14 protein-coding genes are annotated in these 16,957 nt (G+C 72.1%); 11 read left to right on the top strand and 3 right to left on the bottom strand.

Going from position 1 to position 16,957, the window contains the following annotated elements:
• The first annotated feature begins 55 nt into the window (after positions 1 to 55).
• The 8 genes from G9272_RS09285 (at position 56) to G9272_RS09250 (ending at position 8,796) form a co-directional block, all read left to right on the top strand.
• A complete protein-coding gene (locus tag G9272_RS09285) occupies positions 56 to 1,162 on the top strand; it encodes a quinone-dependent dihydroorotate dehydrogenase (protein WP_171396102.1) in 1,107 nt (368 codons plus the stop codon).
• Positions 1,159 to 2,001 (top strand): orotidine-5'-phosphate decarboxylase, encoded by an 843-nt coding sequence (pyrF, locus tag G9272_RS09280; RefSeq protein WP_171396101.1) that lies wholly within the window; start codon positions 1,159 to 1,161, stop codon positions 1,999 to 2,001. Before G9272_RS09285 ends, pyrF begins: the two co-directional genes overlap by 4 nt.
• Positions 2,002 to 2,280: 279 nt before the next feature.
• Positions 2,281 to 2,604 (top strand): integration host factor, encoded by a 324-nt coding sequence (locus tag G9272_RS09275; protein WP_003977346.1) that lies wholly within the window; start codon positions 2,281 to 2,283, stop codon positions 2,602 to 2,604.
• Between the two features lie 60 nt (positions 2,605 to 2,664).
• Positions 2,665 to 3,258 carry a guanylate kinase gene (gmk, locus tag G9272_RS09270; RefSeq protein WP_171396100.1) on the top strand — a complete coding sequence of 198 codons (594 nt, stop codon included), beginning with the start codon at positions 2,665 to 2,667 and terminating at the stop codon, positions 3,256 to 3,258.
• A gap of 52 nt (positions 3,259 to 3,310) precedes the next feature.
• Positions 3,311 to 3,583, top strand: a complete 273-nt coding sequence (rpoZ, locus tag G9272_RS09265) for a DNA-directed RNA polymerase subunit omega (protein ID WP_003988945.1) — start codon at positions 3,311 to 3,313, stop codon at positions 3,581 to 3,583.
• Positions 3,584 to 3,705: 122 nt separating this feature from the next.
• Positions 3,706 to 4,908: a bifunctional phosphopantothenoylcysteine decarboxylase/phosphopantothenate--cysteine ligase CoaBC gene (gene coaBC, locus G9272_RS09260; RefSeq protein WP_171396099.1), complete on the top strand. Its 1,203-nt coding sequence runs from the start codon at positions 3,706 to 3,708 to the stop codon at positions 4,906 to 4,908.
• A 240-nt stretch (positions 4,909 to 5,148) separates the two neighbouring features.
• Positions 5,149 to 6,357, top strand: coding sequence for a methionine adenosyltransferase (gene metK, locus G9272_RS09255; RefSeq protein ID WP_171396098.1), 1,209 nt, complete (start codon positions 5,149 to 5,151; stop codon positions 6,355 to 6,357).
• 285 nt (positions 6,358 to 6,642) lie between these two features.
• A complete protein-coding gene (locus G9272_RS09250) occupies positions 6,643 to 8,796 on the top strand; it encodes a primosomal protein N' (protein ID WP_171396097.1) in 2,154 nt (717 codons plus the stop codon).
• Positions 8,797 to 8,931: 135 nt separating this feature from the next.
• Here the strand turns inward: G9272_RS09250 and G9272_RS09245 are convergent, their stop codons facing one another.
• Positions 8,932 to 9,576, bottom strand: coding sequence for a hypothetical protein (locus G9272_RS09245; RefSeq protein WP_171396096.1), 645 nt, complete (start codon positions 9,574 to 9,576; stop codon positions 8,932 to 8,934).
• Positions 9,577 to 9,798: 222 nt separating this feature from the next.
• On the opposite strand from G9272_RS09245, the gene fmt reads away from it, so the two are divergent.
• Together fmt and G9272_RS09235 are read left to right on the top strand one after the other, a co-directional pair.
• Positions 9,799 to 10,731 (top strand): methionyl-tRNA formyltransferase, encoded by a 933-nt coding sequence (fmt, locus tag G9272_RS09240; RefSeq protein ID WP_171396095.1) that lies wholly within the window; start codon positions 9,799 to 9,801, stop codon positions 10,729 to 10,731.
• 132 nt (positions 10,732 to 10,863) lie between these two features.
• Positions 10,864 to 12,291, top strand: coding sequence for an RsmB/NOP family class I SAM-dependent RNA methyltransferase (locus G9272_RS09235; protein WP_171396094.1), 1,428 nt, complete (start codon positions 10,864 to 10,866; stop codon positions 12,289 to 12,291).
• Between the two features lie 89 nt (positions 12,292 to 12,380).
• On the opposite strand, the gene argG is transcribed toward G9272_RS09235, so the two are convergent.
• Both argG and G9272_RS09225 read right to left on the bottom strand, forming a co-directional pair.
• Positions 12,381 to 13,835, bottom strand: coding sequence for an argininosuccinate synthase (argG, locus tag G9272_RS09230; RefSeq protein ID WP_171396093.1), 1,455 nt, complete (start codon positions 13,833 to 13,835; stop codon positions 12,381 to 12,383).
• A 42-nt stretch (positions 13,836 to 13,877) separates the two neighbouring features.
• On the bottom strand, positions 13,878 to 16,022 hold the full coding sequence (locus G9272_RS09225) for an MMPL family transporter (protein WP_171396092.1): 2,145 nt from the start codon (positions 16,020 to 16,022) through the stop codon (positions 13,878 to 13,880).
• 161 nt (positions 16,023 to 16,183) lie between these two features.
• Between G9272_RS09225 and rpe the strand changes: the two genes are divergently transcribed.
• Positions 16,184 to 16,870, top strand: a complete 687-nt coding sequence (rpe, locus tag G9272_RS09220; RefSeq protein ID WP_171396091.1) for a ribulose-phosphate 3-epimerase — start codon at positions 16,184 to 16,186, stop codon at positions 16,868 to 16,870.
• Positions 16,871 to 16,957: the final 87 nt, after the last annotated feature.

Genomic DNA, 16,957 nt, shown 5'->3' with positions numbered 1-16,957 from the left:
ACGGTGTCCCCCTCTTCATGACACCTCTTCGCGAGGCTCCTTGGAGGACATGACCATGTACAAGCAATTCTTCCGGCTGGTCTTCCAGCGGATGGACCCCGAGCGCGCCCACCACCTGGCCTTCCGCTGGATCCGGCTCGCCGTCCGGATCCCGGTGCTGCGCACGTTCGTCGCGGCCGCCCTGGCCCCGCGGTACCAGGAACTGCGCACCGAGGCCTTCGGGCTGCGCATGCACGGCCCCTTCGGACTCGCCGCCGGCTTCGACAAGAACGCCGTCGCGATCGACGGGATGTCGATGCTGGGCTTCGACCACGTCGAGATCGGCACGGTCACCGGTGAGCCGCAGCCCGGCAACCCCGCCCAGCGGCTGTTCCGGCTGGTGAAGGACCGGGGGCTCATCAACCGGATGGGCTTCAACAACGAGGGCTCGCTGGTCGTCGCCGCGCGCCTGGCCTCCCGTACGCCCGTCTTCAAGCCCGTGGTGGGCGTCAACATCGGCAAGACCAAGGTCGTACCCGAGGAGGAGGCCGTCGGCGACTACGTGAAGTCGACCGAGCGGCTCGCGCCGTACGCCGACTACCTGGTCGTCAACGTGTCCTCGCCGAACACCCCGGGACTGCGCAACCTCCAGGCCACCGAGGCGCTGCGGCCGCTGCTGAGCGCCGTCCGCGAGGCTGCCGACCGGGTGGTGACCTCGCGGCGGGTCCCGCTGCTGGTCAAGATCGCCCCGGATCTGGCCGACGAGGACGTCGACGCGGTCGCCGACCTGGCCGTGCAGCTCGGCCTGGACGGGATCATCGCCACCAACACCACCATCGCGCGCGAGGGCCTCGGTCTGAAGTCCGAACCCTCGCTGGTGAAGGAGACCGGCGGACTGTCCGGGGCGCCCCTCAAGGCACGCTCCCTGGAGGTGCTGCGCCGCCTCTACGCGCGCGTGGGCGACCGCGTCACCCTCGTGGGCGTCGGCGGCGTGGAGGACGCGGAGGACGCCTGGCAGCGCATCCTGGCCGGTGCCACGCTGGTCCAGGGCTACAGCGCCTTCATCTACGAGGGGCCCTTCTGGGGCCGAGCGATCCACAAGGGCCTGGCCGCCCGCCTGCGGACGAGCCCCTACGCCACTCTCGCCGACGCGGTCGGCGCCGACGTGAGGAAGACGGCATGACCCTGGAGCCCTTCGGCGCGCGGCTGCGCCGGGCCATGGACGAGCGTGGCCCGCTCTGCGTCGGCATCGACCCGCACGCCTCCCTGCTCGCCGAGTGGGACCTGAACGACGACGTCGCCGGCCTGGAGCGGTTCAGCCGCACGGTCGTCGAGGCGACGGCCGACCGGGTCGCCCTGCTGAAGCCGCAGAGCGCCTTCTTCGAGCGGTTCGGCTCGCGCGGGATCGCCGTCCTGGAGAAGACGGTGCAGGAGGCGCGGGCGGCCGGTGCCCTGGTCGTGATGGACGCCAAGCGCGGTGACATCGGCTCGACCATGGCCGCGTACGCCGAGTCCTTCCTGCACAAGGACGCCCCGCTGTTCTCCGACGCCCTCACCGTGTCGCCGTACCTCGGTTACGGATCCCTGGCCCCGGCGGTGGCGGCGGCGCGCGAGAGCGGCGCCGGGCTGTTCGTGCTGGCGCTGACCTCCAACCCGGAGGGCGGCGAGGTCCAGCACGCGGTGCGGGCCGACGGGCGGGACGTGGGCGCGACGATGCTGGCGCATCTGGCCGCGGAGAACGTGGGGGAGGAGCCGCTGGGCTCCTTCGGGGCGGTCGTCGGCGCCACCCTGGGCGACCTCTCGACGTATGACCTCGACATCAACGGTCCGCTCCTCGCGCCCGGCGTCGGCGCTCAGGGGGCGACCCCGGCCGACCTCCCGCGGGTCTTCGGGTCCGCGGTGCGCAATGTCGTACCGAACGTGAGTCGGGGTGTGTTGCGTCACGGTCCCGACCTCGTCGCTCTGCGTGACGCCGTGGATCGATTCGCGCGAGAGGTCAGGGCGGCCGTGGACGCCGCCTGACGGGCGTCGACCGCCCGACCGGGGGCTCGGTCGGGCGGCTCGGAGGCGACTTGAGTCTGGATACATCCTCAAATCCGGGGCACTATGTCCTAAATGTCCGGCCTGATGGAGGCTGACCAGGACTTTTCCTCTGTTCTCGCTGACTCTGGCGGAGTTGGCCGCTAGTCTCCGACGGAGAGTGAACGGGCAGCGCGTGTTGCTCGTAACTCACCAGGTGTGGGGCGACTAGGTTCCTCACCGGTCCGTATCCGACAGTTCGACATCCGAGGTGACGTAGGCGTGGCTCTTCCGCCCCTTACCCCCGAACAGCGCGCAGCCGCGCTCGAAAAGGCCGCCGCGGCTCGCCGGGAGCGGGCCGAGGTCAAGAATCGACTCAAGCACTCCGGCGCCTCGCTTCACGAGGTCATCAAGCAGGGTCAGGAAAACGACGTCATCGGCAAGATGAAGGTCTCCGCCCTCCTGGAGTCGCTCCCGGGCGTGGGCAAGGTCCGCGCCAAGCAGATCATGGAGCGACTCGGCATCTCCGAGAGCCGCCGCGTGCGCGGCCTCGGTTCCAACCAGATCGCGTCCCTGGAGCGTGAGTTCGGCAGCACCGGCTCCTGATTCCCGGGTGCCGCGGGGAGGGAGTCCCGGGCACTCCGGGATTGCTGGAATAATCGCTGCATGGCAGTAAAACTCCGGGGGACGACCCCCGAAACCCCGGACGCACGTCCGCGGCTGACCGTGCTCTCCGGCCCCTCCGGGGTCGGCAAGAGCACGGTCGTCGCTCATATGCGCAAGGAACATCCCGAGGTCTGGCTCTCGGTGTCGGCGACGACCCGTAGGCCGCGGCCCGGCGAGAAGCACGGAGTCCACTACTTCTTCGTCACCGACGAGGAGATGGACAAGCTGATCGCCAATGGCGAGCTGCTGGAGTGGGCCGAGTTCGCGGGCAACCGCTACGGCACTCCGCGCACCGCGGTGCTGGAGCGCCTGGAGTCGGGCGAGCCGGTCCTCCTGGAGATCGACCTCCAGGGCGCCCGTCAGGTCCGTGAGTCCATGCCCGAGGCCCAACTGGTGTTCCTGGCCCCTCCCTCCTGGGAGGAACTGGTGCGCAGACTCACCGGGCGGGGCACCGAACCACCCGAGGTGATCGAGCGCCGCCTGGCGGCGGCGAAGATCGAACTCGCGGCCGAGCCGGAGTTCGACGTGACCCTGGTCAACACCTCCGTCGAGGACGTCGCGCGTGAGCTGCTAGCCTTGGTCGATGTTGTGTGATTACGAGCCTGTGATCACGACCGGTCTTTTCCCATCCATCGGAAGGTAGAGCGTGTCCTCTTCCATCTCCGCGCCCGAGGGCATCATCAACCCGCCGATCGACGAGCTCCTCGAGGCCACCGACTCGAAGTACAGCCTCGTGATCTACGCGGCCAAGCGGGCCCGCCAGATCAACGCGTACTACTCGCAGCTCGGCGAGGGCCTCCTCGAGTACGTCGGTCCGCTCGTGGACACCCACGTCCACGAGAAGCCGCTCTCGATCGCCCTCCGCGAGATCAACGCCGGTCTGCTGACGTCCGAGGCCGTTGAGGGCCCCGCTCAGTAGTATTTTCGGCTCACAGTGGGTTTCTCCACAGGCCCGGCAGCACGGCTGCCGGGCCTGTGGTGTCTGATGGACTCGTACGCCGGGAGCCGCGGCGTACGTTTTCCGAGGTCCGGGGAGAGACGGTGGACAAGCCCAAGGTCGTTCTGGGGGTCAGTGGTGGCATCGCCGCCTACAAGGCCTGTGAGCTGCTGCGCAGACTGACCGAGTCGGGCCATGACGTCCGGGTGGTGCCCACCGCGTCCGCGCTGCACTTCGTCGGCGCCGCCACCTGGTCCGCCCTCTCCGGCCATCCCGTCTCCACGGAGGTCTGGGACGACGTCCACGAGGTCCCGCACGTCCGCATCGGCCAGCACGCCGACCTGGTGGTCGTCGCCCCGGCCACGGCGGACATGCTCGCCAAGGCCGCCCACGGCCTCGCCGACGACCTCCTCACCAACACCCTCCTCACGGCCCGCTGTCCGGTCGTCTTCGCCCCCGCGATGCACACCGAGATGTGGGAGCACCCGGCCACCCAGGAGAACGTGGCGACACTGCGCCGCCGGGGCGCCGTCGTCATCGAGCCGGCCGTCGGCCGGCTCACCGGCGTCGACACCGGCAAGGGGCGGCTGCCCGACCCGGCCGAGATCTTCGAGGTCTGCCGCCGCGTCCTGGCCAGGGGAGTGCGCGAACCCGACCTCGCCGGCCGGCATGTCGTGGTCAGCGCCGGCGGCACCCGCGAGCCCCTCGACCCGGTCCGTTTCCTCGGCAACCGCTCCTCCGGCAAGCAGGGCTACGCCCTCGCCCGCACGGCCGCCGCCCGTGGCGCCCGCGTCACGCTGATCGCGGCGAACACCGGCCTGCCCGACCCGGCCGGGGTCGACGTCGTTCAGGTCGGCACGGCCGTGCAGCTGCGCGAGGCGGTCCTGAAGGCGGCCGCGGACGCCGACGCGGTCGTCATGGCGGCCGCCGTGGCCGATTTCCGGCCGGAGACGTACGTGGCCGGAAAGATCAAGAAGCAGGACGGCCGGGAACCGGACCCCATCGTTCTTGTGCGGAATCCGGACATTCTCGCGGAGGTCTCCGCCGACCGGGCGCGCTCCAACCAGGTGGTTGTCGGCTTCGCGGCCGAGACCGACGACGTCCTGGCCAACGGCCGGTCGAAGCTCCGGCGCAAGGGCTGCGATCTGCTGGTGGTGAACGAGGTGGGGGAGCGCAAGACCTTCGGCTCCGAGGAGAACGAAGCCGTCGTGCTGGGCACCGACGGCAGCGAAACGCCCGTGCCGTACGGGCCCAAGGAGGCCCTGGCCGAAACCGTGTGGGACCTGGTGACGCGACGGCTGACCTGACTGTTTGATGCGCTTCCCCGTCGTCCTTCCGCTCGGTCGATTCGGGCGTGGCGCCCCTGGCCAACGGTGCTCGGCATTCGGCAGAATGCCCGTGCCGCAGGTCACAGCGCTCCCGAGAGGCGAGACGGGTGGCCCGGTGGAGGGGCACGACCGATAAACTGTTCTCGGACGACGCCGGGCGCAGCTCCTGTCGCGTCCGCCAATGATCAGCCAGCAGCCGCTGCAACCCCAGGGAGCGTTGTGTCCCGTCGCCTGTTCACCTCGGAGTCTGTGACCGAGGGTCACCCCGACAAGATCGCTGACCAGATCAGCGACACCATTCTCGATGCCCTGCTGCGCGAGGACCCGGCCTCCCGGGTCGCCGTCGAGACCCTGATCACGACCGGTCTGGTGCATGTGGCCGGTGAGGTCACCACCAAGGCGTACGCGCCGATCCCCCAGCTCGTGCGCGACAAGATCCTCGAGATCGGCTACGACTCCTCGAAGAAGGGCTTCGACGGCGCCTCCTGCGGTGTCTCGGTGTCCATCGGCGCGCAGTCCCCGGACATCGCCCAGGGTGTCGACACGGCGTACGAGAACCGCGTCGAGGGCGACGAGGACGAGCTGGACCGCCAGGGCGCCGGCGACCAGGGCCTGATGTTCGGCTACGCGTCGGACGAGACGCCGACCCTGATGCCGCTGCCGATCTTCCTGGCGCACCGGCTGTCGAAGCGCCTGTCGGACGTCCGCAAGAACGGGACCATCCCCTACCTGCGCCCCGACGGCAAGACCCAGGTCACCATCGAGTACGACGGCGACAAGGCCCTCCGTCTCGACACCGTCGTCGTCTCCTCGCAGCACGCGAGCGACATCGACCTGGACTCCCTGCTGGCCCCGGACATCCGCGAGTTCGTGGTGGAGCCGGAGCTGAAGGCGCTCCTGGACGAGGGCATCAAGCTCGACACCGAGAACTACCGCCTGCTGGTCAACCCGACCGGCCGCTTCGAGATCGGCGGCCCGATGGGCGACGCCGGCCTCACGGGCCGCAAGATCATCATCGACACCTACGGCGGCATGGCCCGCCACGGCGGCGGCGCCTTCTCGGGCAAGGACCCGTCCAAGGTCGACCGCTCCGCGGCGTACGCGATGCGCTGGGTCGCGAAGAACGTGGTGGCCGCGGGTCTCGCCGCGCGCTGCGAGGTCCAGGTCGCCTACGCGATCGGCAAGGCCGAGCCGGTCGGTCTCTTCGTGGAGACCTTCGGCACCGCCAAGGTCGACGCCGAGAAGATCGAGAAGGCCATCGACGAGGTCTTCGACCTCCGCCCGGCCGCGATCATCCGCGACCTCGACCTGCTGCGTCCGATCTACGCCCAGACCGCCGCGTACGGCCACTTCGGCCGTGAGCTGCCCGACTTCACGTGGGAGCGCACGGACCGCGTGGACGCGCTGCGCAAGGCCGCGGGACTGTAGTCCGTCCCTCTCAGCGACGCGCCGAGCCCGGCCCTCCCAGGGGGCCGGGCCTCGGCGCGTCTCGGGGGCGCCGGCGAGCAGAGGAATCGGCTCGCGGTGCGGATCGGGGATTCGTACGCTGGTGGCCTTCCGGTGCGAAGGTCGCGGTTACTTCGGTGGAGTGCGCCTTTGGCGTGCGGTGAAACCGGCAGGGTTCGTGCCGCTGCCGGCTTGAACTCGGAAGGTTGACGCCGGGGTGCCTTCGGGCGCCCTCGGTTGTCAGTGGGGTTTGGTAAGAATGCAGGTGTGAGCAGCGAGAACGGGCAGGGGGACGGTGGTGCGGCCGGGGAGGGCGCGCCGCCCGAGCAGCTCGCGTTGATCCGGGAGAGCGTGCGGCAGGCCAAGACGCCGCGAGCCAAGCCCCGGACCTGGCGGGGGGCCGCGCTGGCCGAGGAGTTGCCGGTCGCGCGGGTGCTCGTCGACAAGGGTGTGCTGCATCTGGACCGGTACTTCGACTATGCGGTGCCGGCCGAGCTGGACGCCGACGCCCGGCCGGGGGTGCGGGTTCGGGTGCGGTTCGGCGCCGGGCGTGGGCGGGTGCGGGAAGGGCGGCGCGAGGGCGGGGGGCTCATCGACGGGTTCCTCGTCGAGCGGCTCGCCGCGTCGGACTACTCCGGGCCGCTCGCGGCGCTCGCCCAGGTGGTGTCGCCCGAGCCGGTGCTGAGCGAGGAGCTGCTGGGACTGGCGCGGGCCGTCGCCGACCGGTACGCGGGGAGCCTGGCCGACGTCCTTCAGCTGGCCGTGCCGCCGCGCAACGCGCGCGCCGAGCAGCGGCCCTCCCCGGCGCCGCTGCCGCCGCCGGTGGCGCCGGAGACCGGGTCCTGGGGGCGCTACGAGCGAGGGGGCGCGTTCCTCGAGTCGCTGGCGTCCGGGGGCGCGCCCCGGGCGGTGTGGAACGCGCTGCCCGGCCCCGAGTGGAGCGAGGAGCTGGCGCGGGCCGTCGCCTCGACGCTCGCCTCGGGGCGCGGGGCACTGGTCGTCGTACCCGACGGGCGGGCCGCCGCGCGGGTCGACGCCGCGTTGACGGCGTTGCTGGGGGAGGGGCGGCATGCGCTGCTCACCGCGGACGCCGGGCCCGAGAAGCGGTATCGGGAGTGGCTCGCCGTACGGCGGGGTTCCGTGCGGGCGGTCGTCGGGACGCGTGCGGCGATGTTCGCGCCGGTCCAGGACCTCGGTCTGGTCGCGCTCTGGGACGACGGGGACGACAGCCACAGCGAGCAGCACGCGCCGCAGCCCCATGCGCGCGAAGTGCTGCTGCTGCGGGCCGCGCAGGACAAGTGCGGTTTCCTGATGGGGGGTTGGAGCTGCACCGTGGAGGGCGCGCAGCTCGTCGAGAGCGGGTGGGCGCGGCCGCTGATCGCCGCACGGGAGCAGGTGCGGCACAGCGCTCCGCTCGTGCGCACCGTGGGCGACCAGGACCTCGCGCGGGACGAGGCGGCCCGGGCCGCCCGGCTGCCCACCCTCGCCTGGCAGGCGGTCCGGGAGGGGCTGCGGCACGGGCCGGTGCTCGTCCAGGTGCCCCGGCGGGGTTATGTGCCGCGGATGGCGTGTGCGCAGTGCCGGACCGCCGCCCGGTGCCGGCACTGCTCCGGGCCGTTGGAGGCGCGGGACGGGGGTGCGCTGTGGTGCGGGTGGTGCGGGCGTGAGGAGAGCGCCTGGCACTGTCCGGAGTGCGGCTCGTTCCGGTTGCGGGCCCAGGTCGTGGGGGCCCGGCGGACCGCCGAGGAGCTGGGGCGGGCGTTTCCCGCCGTGCCGGTGCGGACGTCGGGACGTGAGCAGGTGCTGGACACCGTGCCGGGGGCGCCCGCGCTCGTCGTGTCCACGCCCGGGGCCGAGCCGGTCGCCGAGGGCGGGTACGCGGCCGCGCTGCTGCTGGACGGCTGGGCCATGCTCGGGCGGCCCGACCTGCGGGCCGGGGAGGACGCGCTGCGCCGCTGGATCGCGGCCGCCGCGCTCGTACGGCCGTCGGGGGAGGGGGGAACCGTGGTCGTCGTCGCGGAGCCGACCCTGCGGCCCGTCCAGGCGCTGGTGCGATGGGATCCGGTGGGGCACGCGGTGCGGGAGCTCTCCGAGCGGGCCGAGTTGGGCTTTCCGCCGGTGTCGCGGATGGCGGCGGTGTCGGGGACGGCGGAGGCCGTGGCCGCGTTCCTGGAGGCCGTCGAACTGCCGCCGGAGGCGGAGCTGCTGGGGCCGGTTCCGGTGCCTTCGGGCCCGGCGGGGCGGCCTCGGCGGCCGGGGGCGCCGCCACCCGGGGAGGAGTGGGAGCGGGCGCTGCTCCGGGTGCCGCCCGGACGGGGCGCCGCGCTGGCCGCCGCCCTGAAGACGGCGCAGGCGGCTCGGATGGCGCGGGGTGGCGAGGAGGCCGTGCGGGTACGGATCGATCCCCCGGACATCGGCTGAGGGACGACGCGCAGATCAGCGCTGGTGGGGGTGGGGGAGGGCCGGGTGTGCGACTGCCCTCTCGGGCGTGGGCCGAGAGGGCAGGGTGGGGGAGGTGGTCGGGGTGGGGAGCTGCCCGGTGCGGGATGCGGTGCGTCAGCCGTTGCGCGGGCCGGGGAAGGCGGTCGGCCTCGCCTCGTCACGCAAGGCCGAGTTGCCGGCATCGCGCAGGGCCGGGGCACCGGCGTCGAGCAGGGCCGGAGCGCCGGCGTCGCGCAAGGCAGGGCTGCCGGCGTCGCGCAGGGCCGGGCTGCCCGCCGTCGGCTGGGTCGGCATCGAGCGGGCGGCGGGAACCGTGGGAACCGTCGGGATGCCCGTGTTCACGGTGACCGTGCGGGCGCCGGTGGGCTCGGCGGGTCGCTCGGCCTCGGCGGTGGCGGCCTGGGCCGCCGCGGCACGGCGGGCGCCGTAGCGGCGGTGTACGGCCTGCTTGGTGACCCCGAGGGCGGAGCCCACCGCGTCCCACGAGAAGCCGAGCGAACGGTCGAAGTCCACCGCCGCGGTGACCAGGGTCTCGACGCTGTCCCGCAGCTCCTGGGCGAGGCGGACCGTGGGGGCGGGGGCGCGTCCGTAGACGACGAAGCCCGTGGACGGGCCGGAGCGGCGGGGGCGGTAGACGTTGCCCAGCTGGGCGGTGAGGGTGCGCAGTGCGTCCACCTGCCGTCGGACGCGCTCGATGTCCCGCACCAGCAAGTGCAGGCTGGCCCGGGCCTGGGCGTCGTGGGTTGCATGGTCGGCCATGAACAAGCCTCTCGAACCGGCGTTGAAGAAGGTGTGGTCAACTCTTTCTTGACCAACGCGGGTTCGCGCCGCTGGTCACGGTGTGGGGGCGTATGGGCATATGCGTACGCCCCCCGAGGGCGCGGCTCGTGGGGCCTCCCGCCCGTCGGCGGCCTGCCCGGCCGGCGTCATAAACTTGTGCGTTGCCCGTCGTCCGTCCCGCCCGAGAGGCCCCGCCCACTCATGAAGCTCGTCTTCGCCGGTACCCCCGAGGTTGCCGTTCCCGCCCTGGACGCTCTGATCGCCTCCGGGCGGCACGAGGTGGCCGCCGTCGTCACGCGGCCCGACGCGCCGGCCGGGCGGGGGCGCAGGCTGGTCGCCTCTCCCGTCGCCCAGCGCGCCGAGGAGGCGGGCATCGAAGTGCTGAGGCCCGCCAAGCCGCGCGATCCGGAGTTCCTGGAGCGGCTGAGGGAGATCGCGCCCGACTGCTGTCCCGTCGTGGCCTACGGGGCGCTGCTGCCCAGGGTGGCGCTGGACATCCCGGCCCATGGCTGGGTCAACCTGCACTTCTCGCTGCTGCCGGCCTGGCGCGGGGCCGCTCCCGTGCAGCACGCCGTCATGGCGGGGGACGAGATCACCGGCGCCTCCACCTTCCTGATCGAGGAGGGCCTCGACTCGGGGCCGGTGTACGGCACGGTCACCGAGGAGATCCGGCCCACCGACACCAGCGGTGACCTGCTCACCCGGCTGGCCTTCGCCGGCAGCGGGCTGCTCGCGGCGACCATGGACGGGATCGAGGACGGCACGGTGAAGGCCGTGCCGCAGCCGGGCGAGGGGATCACCCTCGCGCCGAAGATCACCGTCGAGGACGCTCAGGTCGACTGGGCCACCCCGGCTCTGCGGGTCGACCGGGTCGTGCGCGGCTGCACCCCCGCCCCCGGCGCCTGGACCGTCTTCCGCGGGGAGCGGCTCAAGCTCATCCAGGTCCAGCCGGTTCCCGAGCGGACCGATCTCGCCCCGGGCGCGCTCCTCGTCGGCAAGAACAGCGTGCACGTCGGCACCGGCTCGTACGCGGTCGAGCTGCTGTGGGTGCAGGCGCAGGGCAAGAAGCCGATGCGGGCCGCCGACTGGGCCCGGGGCGCCCGGATCGGGGACGGGGAGGCCGTCGGGGCGTAACGCTCCTGCACAAGCCGCGCCCGGTCCGTGAGCCCCGCCCCCGGTCCGCGAGCCCCAGTCGGCAAGCCCGCCCGGCGTACCACCGACGTACGCTGGACGCACCTTCCATCCTGCAATCCGGAGCACCTTTTCGTGAGCGACCAGCCCCACCGTTCCCGCAAGCCGGGCAAGCCCTACCGCCGGCCTCAGAAGGACCCCGTCCGCATCCTCGCCTTCGAGGCGCTGCGGGCCGTGGACGAGAGGGACGCGTACGCCAACCTCGTGCTGCCGCCGCTGCTGCGCAAGGCACGCGAGAAGGAGGGACCCGACAAGTTCGACGGACGGGACGCGGCCCTCGCCACCGAGCTGGTCTACGGCACACTGCGCCGGCAGGGGACGTACGACGCCGTCATCTCGGCGTGTGTCGACCGGCCGCTGCGCGAGGTCGATCCGCCGGTCCTCGACGTGCTGAGCCTCGGCGTGCATCAGCTGCTCGGGACACGCATCCCGAGCCATGCGGCGGTGTCCGCCTCCGTCGAGCTCGCCCGGGTCGTGCTCGGCGACGGGCGCGCCAAGTTCGTCAACGCCGTGCTGCGCAAGGTCGCGGCGCACGATCTCGACGAGTGGCTCGACAAGGTCGCTCCGCCCTACGACGACGATCCCGAGGACCACCTCGCCGTCGTGCACTCGCACCCGCGCTGGGTCGTCTCCGCGCTGTGGGACTCCCTCGGCGGCGGACGGGCCGGCATCGAGGAGCTGCTGGCGGCGGACAACGAGCGGCCGGAAGTGACGCTCGTCGCCCGGCCCGGGCGGGCCACCACCGAGGAACTGCTCCGCGAGGAGGCCTCGGTCGCCGGGCGCTGGTCGCCGTACGCCGTGCGGCTCACCGAGGGCGGGGAGCCCGGGGCCATCGACGCCGTACGGGACGGGCGGGCGGGTGTGCAGGACGAGGGCAGCCAGCTCGTGGCGCTCGCGCTGGCGAACGCGCCGCTCGACGGGTCCGACGCGTTGTGGCTGGACGGGTGCGCCGGACCCGGTGGCAAGGCCGCGCTGCTCGCCGCCCTCGCCGCCGAGCGGGGGGCCGCGCTGCTCGCCTCCGAGAAGCAGCCGCACCGCGCGGGGCTCGTCGCCAAGGCGCTGGCCGGCAACCCCGGGCCCTACCAGGTCATCGCCGCCGACGGGACCCGGCCGCCGTGGCGGCCCGGCTCCTTCGACCGGGTGCTGATGGACGTGCCGTGCACGGGCCTCGGCGCCCTGCGGCGGCGGCCCGAGGCGCGCTGGCGGCGCAGGCCGGAGGACCTCGACGGGTTCGGGCCGCTCCAGCGCGGGCTGCTGCGCACCGCGCTGGAGTCCGTGCGGGTCGGGGGCGTCGTCGGGTACGCCACCTGTTCACCGCACCTGGCCGAGACCCGGGCGGTCGTCTCCGACATCCTCAAGCAGTACCCGGAGGCCGAGCTGATCGACGCGCGCCCGCTGCTGCCGGGCGTACCGGAGCTGGGTGACGGGCCCGACATCCAGCTGTGGCCGCATCTGCACGGGACCGACGCCATGTACCTGGCGTTGATCAAGAAGACCGGCTGAGGCCCGCGCGGACGGATACATGAAGAAGGCCGGCCCCACGTCATCGGCGTGGGGCCGGCCTTCTTCGTGGACGGGTGCCCCCGCGGGGGTCAGTCCGTGCCGAACTCCATCGCGGCGCGGTCCAGCAGCTGGTCGTCGTCGGAGACCTCGCCACGGGAGGCGATGGCCTCGGCGCCGCCCTCCGGCAGCTCCGTCATGGTGCCGATGAGACCGGTCGCGGCCGCCTGGTCGGCGCCGATCGCGGGGCTGCCGGTGCCGATCAGACCGAGCGTGGCGTACTGCTCCAGCTTGGCGCGAGAGTCGGCGATGTCGAGGTTGCGCATGGTGAGCTGGCCGATCCGGTCCACCGGGCCGAACGCGGAGTCCTCGGTGCGCTCCATGGACAGCTTGTCCGGGTGGTAGCTGAAGGCCGGGCCGACGGTGTTGAGGATCGAGTAGTCCTCACCGCGCCGCAGCCGCAGCGTCACCTCGCCGGTGACGGCCGCGCCGACCCAGCGCTGGAGCGACTCGCGCACCATCAGCGCCTGCGGGTCCAGCCAGCGGCCCTCGTACATCAGCCGGCCGAGACGCCGTCCCTCGTTGTAGTACTGGGCGAGGGTGTCCTCGTTGTGGATGGCGTTGACCAGACGCTCGTAGGCCGCGTGCAGCAGGGCCATGCCGGGCGCCTCGTAGATGCCGCGGCTCTTGGCCTCGATGATGCGGTTCTCGATCTGGTCCGACATGCCCATGCCGTGGCGGCCGCCGATGGCGTTGGCCTCCATCACCAGATCGACGGGGGAGGCGAACTCCTTGCCGTTGATCGTCACGGGGCGGCCCTGGTCGAAGCCGATCGTCACGTCCTCGGTGGCGATCTCGACCGACGGGTCCCAGAACCGCACGCCCATGATGGGCTCGACGGTCTCGACGCCGGTGTCCAGGTGCTCCAGGGTCTTGGCCTCGTGGGTGGCGCCCCAGATGTTGGCGTCGGTGGAGTACGCCTTCTCCGTGCTGTCCCGGTAGGGCAGGTCGTGGGCGACGAGCCACTCCGACATTTCCTTGCGCCCACCGAGCTCGGTCACGAAGTCCGCGTCCAGCCAGGGCTTGTAGATCCGCAGGTGCGGGTTGGCCAGCAGGCCGTACCGGTAGAACCGCTCGATGTCGTTGCCCTTGAAGGTCGAGCCGTCGCCCCAGATCTGGACGTTGTCCTCGAGCATGGCCCGGACCAGGAGGGTGCCGGTGACGGCACGGCCGAGGGGCGTGGTGTTGAAGTAGGCGCGCCCGCCCGAGCGGATGTGGAACGCCCCGCAGGTGAGCGCGGCCAGGCCCTCCTCGACCAGTGCGGCGCGGCAGTCGACCAGGCGCGCGATCTCGGCGCCGTAGGTCTTCGCGCGGCCGGGCACCGAGGCGATGTCGGGCTCGTCGTACTGGCCGATGTCGGCGGTGTAGGTGCACGGGACGGCACCCTTGTCGCGCATCCACGCGACCGCGACCGAGGTGTCGAGCCCGCCGGAGAAGGCGATGCCGACGCGCTCGCCGGCGGGAAGGGAGGTGAGGACCTTGGACATAGGAAGATTATGCATGAACTCGCATGGTCATGCAAAGGGCTCTCAGGTCTCGGTGCTCTCGGCCGGCTGAGCGGGGCCCTTCGACGGGGTCGCGTGGCTTTCCCGGGCCGCCTGATGCGGCCACCAGATCCTCGGTCCGATGTCCAGGAACAGTGAGGTGACGAGCACCGACCGCACGATGAAGGTGTCCAGGAGGACGCCCAGGGCCACCGCGAAGCCGATCTCCGCGAAGGCGACCATGGGAAGGGTGGCGAGGGCCGCGAAGGTGCCGGCCAGGACCAGGCCCGCCGAGGTGATCACCGAGCCGGTCGCCGCCAGGCCGGTCACCACGCCCTGCCGGGTGCCCTGGCGGGCGGCCTCCTCACGGATCCGGGTGGTCAGGAAGATGTTGTAGTCGATGCCCAGGGCCACCAGGAACACGAAGACGAACAGCGGGAAGTCCGTCGACTCGCCCGCGTAGTCGAACAGGTGGCGGAACGCCAGCGCGCTGAGGCCCAGGGCCGCCGCGAAGGACAGGATCACCGTCCCGACCAGCAGCAGCGGGGCGATCAGGGCGCGCAGCAGGGCACAGAGGATGAGCAGGACCACGGCCAGGACCAGCGGAATGATCAGCAGGTTGTCGTGGGTGGTCGCTTTGTCCATGTCGAGGAGTGCCGCCGTGCCGCCGCCCACCTTGGCGTCGGCGTCGGGCACCTCGTGCACCGCGTCCCGGACCCGCTCCACGGTCTGCTTCGCGGCCTCGCTGTCGGCCGGGTCGGTCATCGTCGCCTCGAACAGCACCTGGCCGTCGTGGACGGGTTTCGTGCCCGCCGGCAGGCCGAGGGAGGTCGGCACGACGCCCTCCGTCCCCGCGACCGCGCGTTTCACCTGCCCTGCCCGGGCCTGGTCGGCGATGACGACCAGCGGGTCGCCGCTGCCCGCCGCGAAGTACTTCGCCGACACCTCCTGGCCCGTGATCGAGTCCGGTTTGCCGGTGAACGCGTCCGCGTTGCCGATGCCCTCGGCGCGCAGTTGGATCAGACCGAGCGAGCAGACCGCCAGGACCAGCGCCGTCACGGCCCAGACCATGCGCGGGCGGCGGGCGATGCCACGGCCCGTGCGGGCCCAGACACCGCGCTCGGTCGGGTCCGGGGAGCCGAAGTGCGGGATCGCCGGCCAGAAGATCCAGCGGCCGCAGATCACCAGCAGGGCGGGGAAGAGGGTCATCATCGCCAGCAGCGCGACCGCCACGCCGATGGCCGCGACCGGGCCCAGACCACGGGTGGAGTTCATCTCGGCGGCCAGCAGCATCAGCATGCTCAGGACGACCGTGGCGCCGGAGGCCAGGACGGCGGGGCCCGCGCGGTGCAGCGCCAGGGCCATCGCCTCGTGGCGGTCCTCGTGCCGGCGCAGCTCCTCCCGGTAACGGGCCACCAGCAGCAGGGCGTAGTCCGTGCCCGCGCCGAACACGAGCACCGTGAGGATGCCGGCGCTCTGACCGTTCACCGTCAGGCCCGCGTGCTCGGCCAGGAAGTAGATCAGGGCCTGCGCGGTGAACAGGGCGGCGACCACGGCGAGCACCGGGACGACGAGCAGGGTGGGGCTGCGGTAGGTGATCAGGAGCATGACGACGACCACCCCCATCGCCGCCAGCAGCAGGGTCGAGTCGATGCCCTCGAAGGCCTCGGAGAAGTCCGCGGAGGTACCGCCGGGTCCGGTGATGTGCACGGCCAGACCGGCGCCGCCGTTGCCGACGACGTCACGGATCGAATCGACGGCCGGGGCGATGCGCTCCCAGCCCTGCTCGTCCATGGTGATCGGCACATAGATCTGGGCGGCTCGCGGATCGGTCGGGCGGTCGTAGAGCGGGCCTCGGGTCTCGGCGCCGCGGATGCCGTGGTCGGTGAGCCGCCTGAGCTGAGCCGCGTCCTCGGTGATCTGCGTCCGGTCCTCGGCCGTCAGGCCCCCGTCGCGGGCGTAGACGACGACCGCGGGGATCTGTTCCGGCCTGAAGTCCTGCGAGATCTCCAGCACCTGGGTGGACTCCGCCGACCCCGGCAGCCAGGAGGCCGCGTCGTTGTCCTGGGCGTCGGTGAGCTTCTGGGCGAAGGGTGCCGTCAGGAACAACAGCACCAGCCACAGCGCCAGCACCAGCCACTTCGCGCGCCGCCCGCAGACCAGGTGCGCGACACCGCGGTTCTCGGCCATGACTACCCTCCGAGCCGTTCTGTCGCCGCCGTGTGCGGCCGCGTCCCGTAGCGGGCGCGGGGAGCCGCGCCATCAGCCACAGCCGGTCCGCGGACGACGAACCACGCTCCCCCCGCGGGACCGATGCCCGCAACCCCCGGAGGGCATGGCAGGCTTGGGTCATGGCCGTGCAGATCAACCCCAGCATCCTGTCCGCCGACTTCGCCCGCCTTGCGGACGAGGCGGAGGCGGTCGCCGGAGCCGACTGGCTCCACGTCGACGTCATGGACAACCATTTCGTCCCGAACCTCACGCTCGGTGTGCCGGTCGTAGAGTCACTGGCCCGTGCGACGGACACTCCGCTGGACTGCCACCTGATGATCGAGGCCCCCGATCGCTGGGCCCCGCAGTACGTCGAGGCGGGTGCCTCGTCCGTCACCTTCCACGTCGAGGCCGCCGCCGCACCCGTGCGACTCGCCCGCGAGATCCGGGCGAAGGGCGCCCGTGCCGCCATGGCACTCAGGCCGGCGACGCCCATCGAGCCGTACGAGGACCTGCTGCCCGAACTCGACATGCTGCTGATCATGACCGTCGAGCCGGGCTTCGGGGGTCAGGCCTTTCTCGACATCATGCTCTCCAAGATCCGCCGCACCCGCGAGTTGATCAGCAAGCACGGACTCGACCTGTGGCTCCAGATCGACGGCGGGGTCTCGGCCTCGACGATCGAGCGGTGCGCCGAGGCGGGCGCGGACGTGTTCGTGGCAGGCTCGGCCGTATACGGGGCGGACGACCCGGCGGAGGCGGTCCGTGGCCTGCGGGCTCAGGCGGAGGCGGCGACCGCCGGCGCCTCGTGGGCATGTGGACACTAAACCAACCACTTACCGACAGGTATGTGAACGGCTCCCATCAGAGCTGATCAACTGCGCCGGATCTGCGAGGATGAACGGCGTATCCAG

This window comes from Streptomyces asoensis, from assembly GCF_013085465.1.
Lineage (GTDB): Bacteria > Actinomycetota > Actinomycetes > Streptomycetales > Streptomycetaceae > Streptomyces > Streptomyces cacaoi_A.
The sequence above is the reverse complement of the archived record's forward strand: the minus strand, read 5'-3'. Positions and strand labels throughout refer to the sequence as shown.

Coding starts and splice junctions, on each gene's coding strand:
- rpe (WP_171396091.1), top strand. CDS start 16,184: ATGGCCGTGCAGATCAACCCCAGCATCCTGTCCGCCGACTTCGCCCGC.
- gmk (WP_171396100.1), top strand. CDS start 2,665: ATGGCAGTAAAACTCCGGGGGACGACCCCCGAAACCCCGGACGCACGT.
- pyrF (WP_171396101.1), top strand. CDS start 1,159: ATGACCCTGGAGCCCTTCGGCGCGCGGCTGCGCCGGGCCATGGACGAG.
- G9272_RS09285 (WP_171396102.1), top strand. CDS start 56: ATGTACAAGCAATTCTTCCGGCTGGTCTTCCAGCGGATGGACCCCGAG.
- G9272_RS09245 (WP_171396096.1), bottom strand. CDS start 9,576: ATGGCCGACCATGCAACCCACGACGCCCAGGCCCGGGCCAGCCTGCAC.
- fmt (WP_171396095.1), top strand. CDS start 9,799: ATGAAGCTCGTCTTCGCCGGTACCCCCGAGGTTGCCGTTCCCGCCCTG.
- G9272_RS09225 (WP_171396092.1), bottom strand. CDS start 16,022: ATGGCCGAGAACCGCGGTGTCGCGCACCTGGTCTGCGGGCGGCGCGCG.
- argG (WP_171396093.1), bottom strand. CDS start 13,835: ATGTCCAAGGTCCTCACCTCCCTTCCCGCCGGCGAGCGCGTCGGCATC.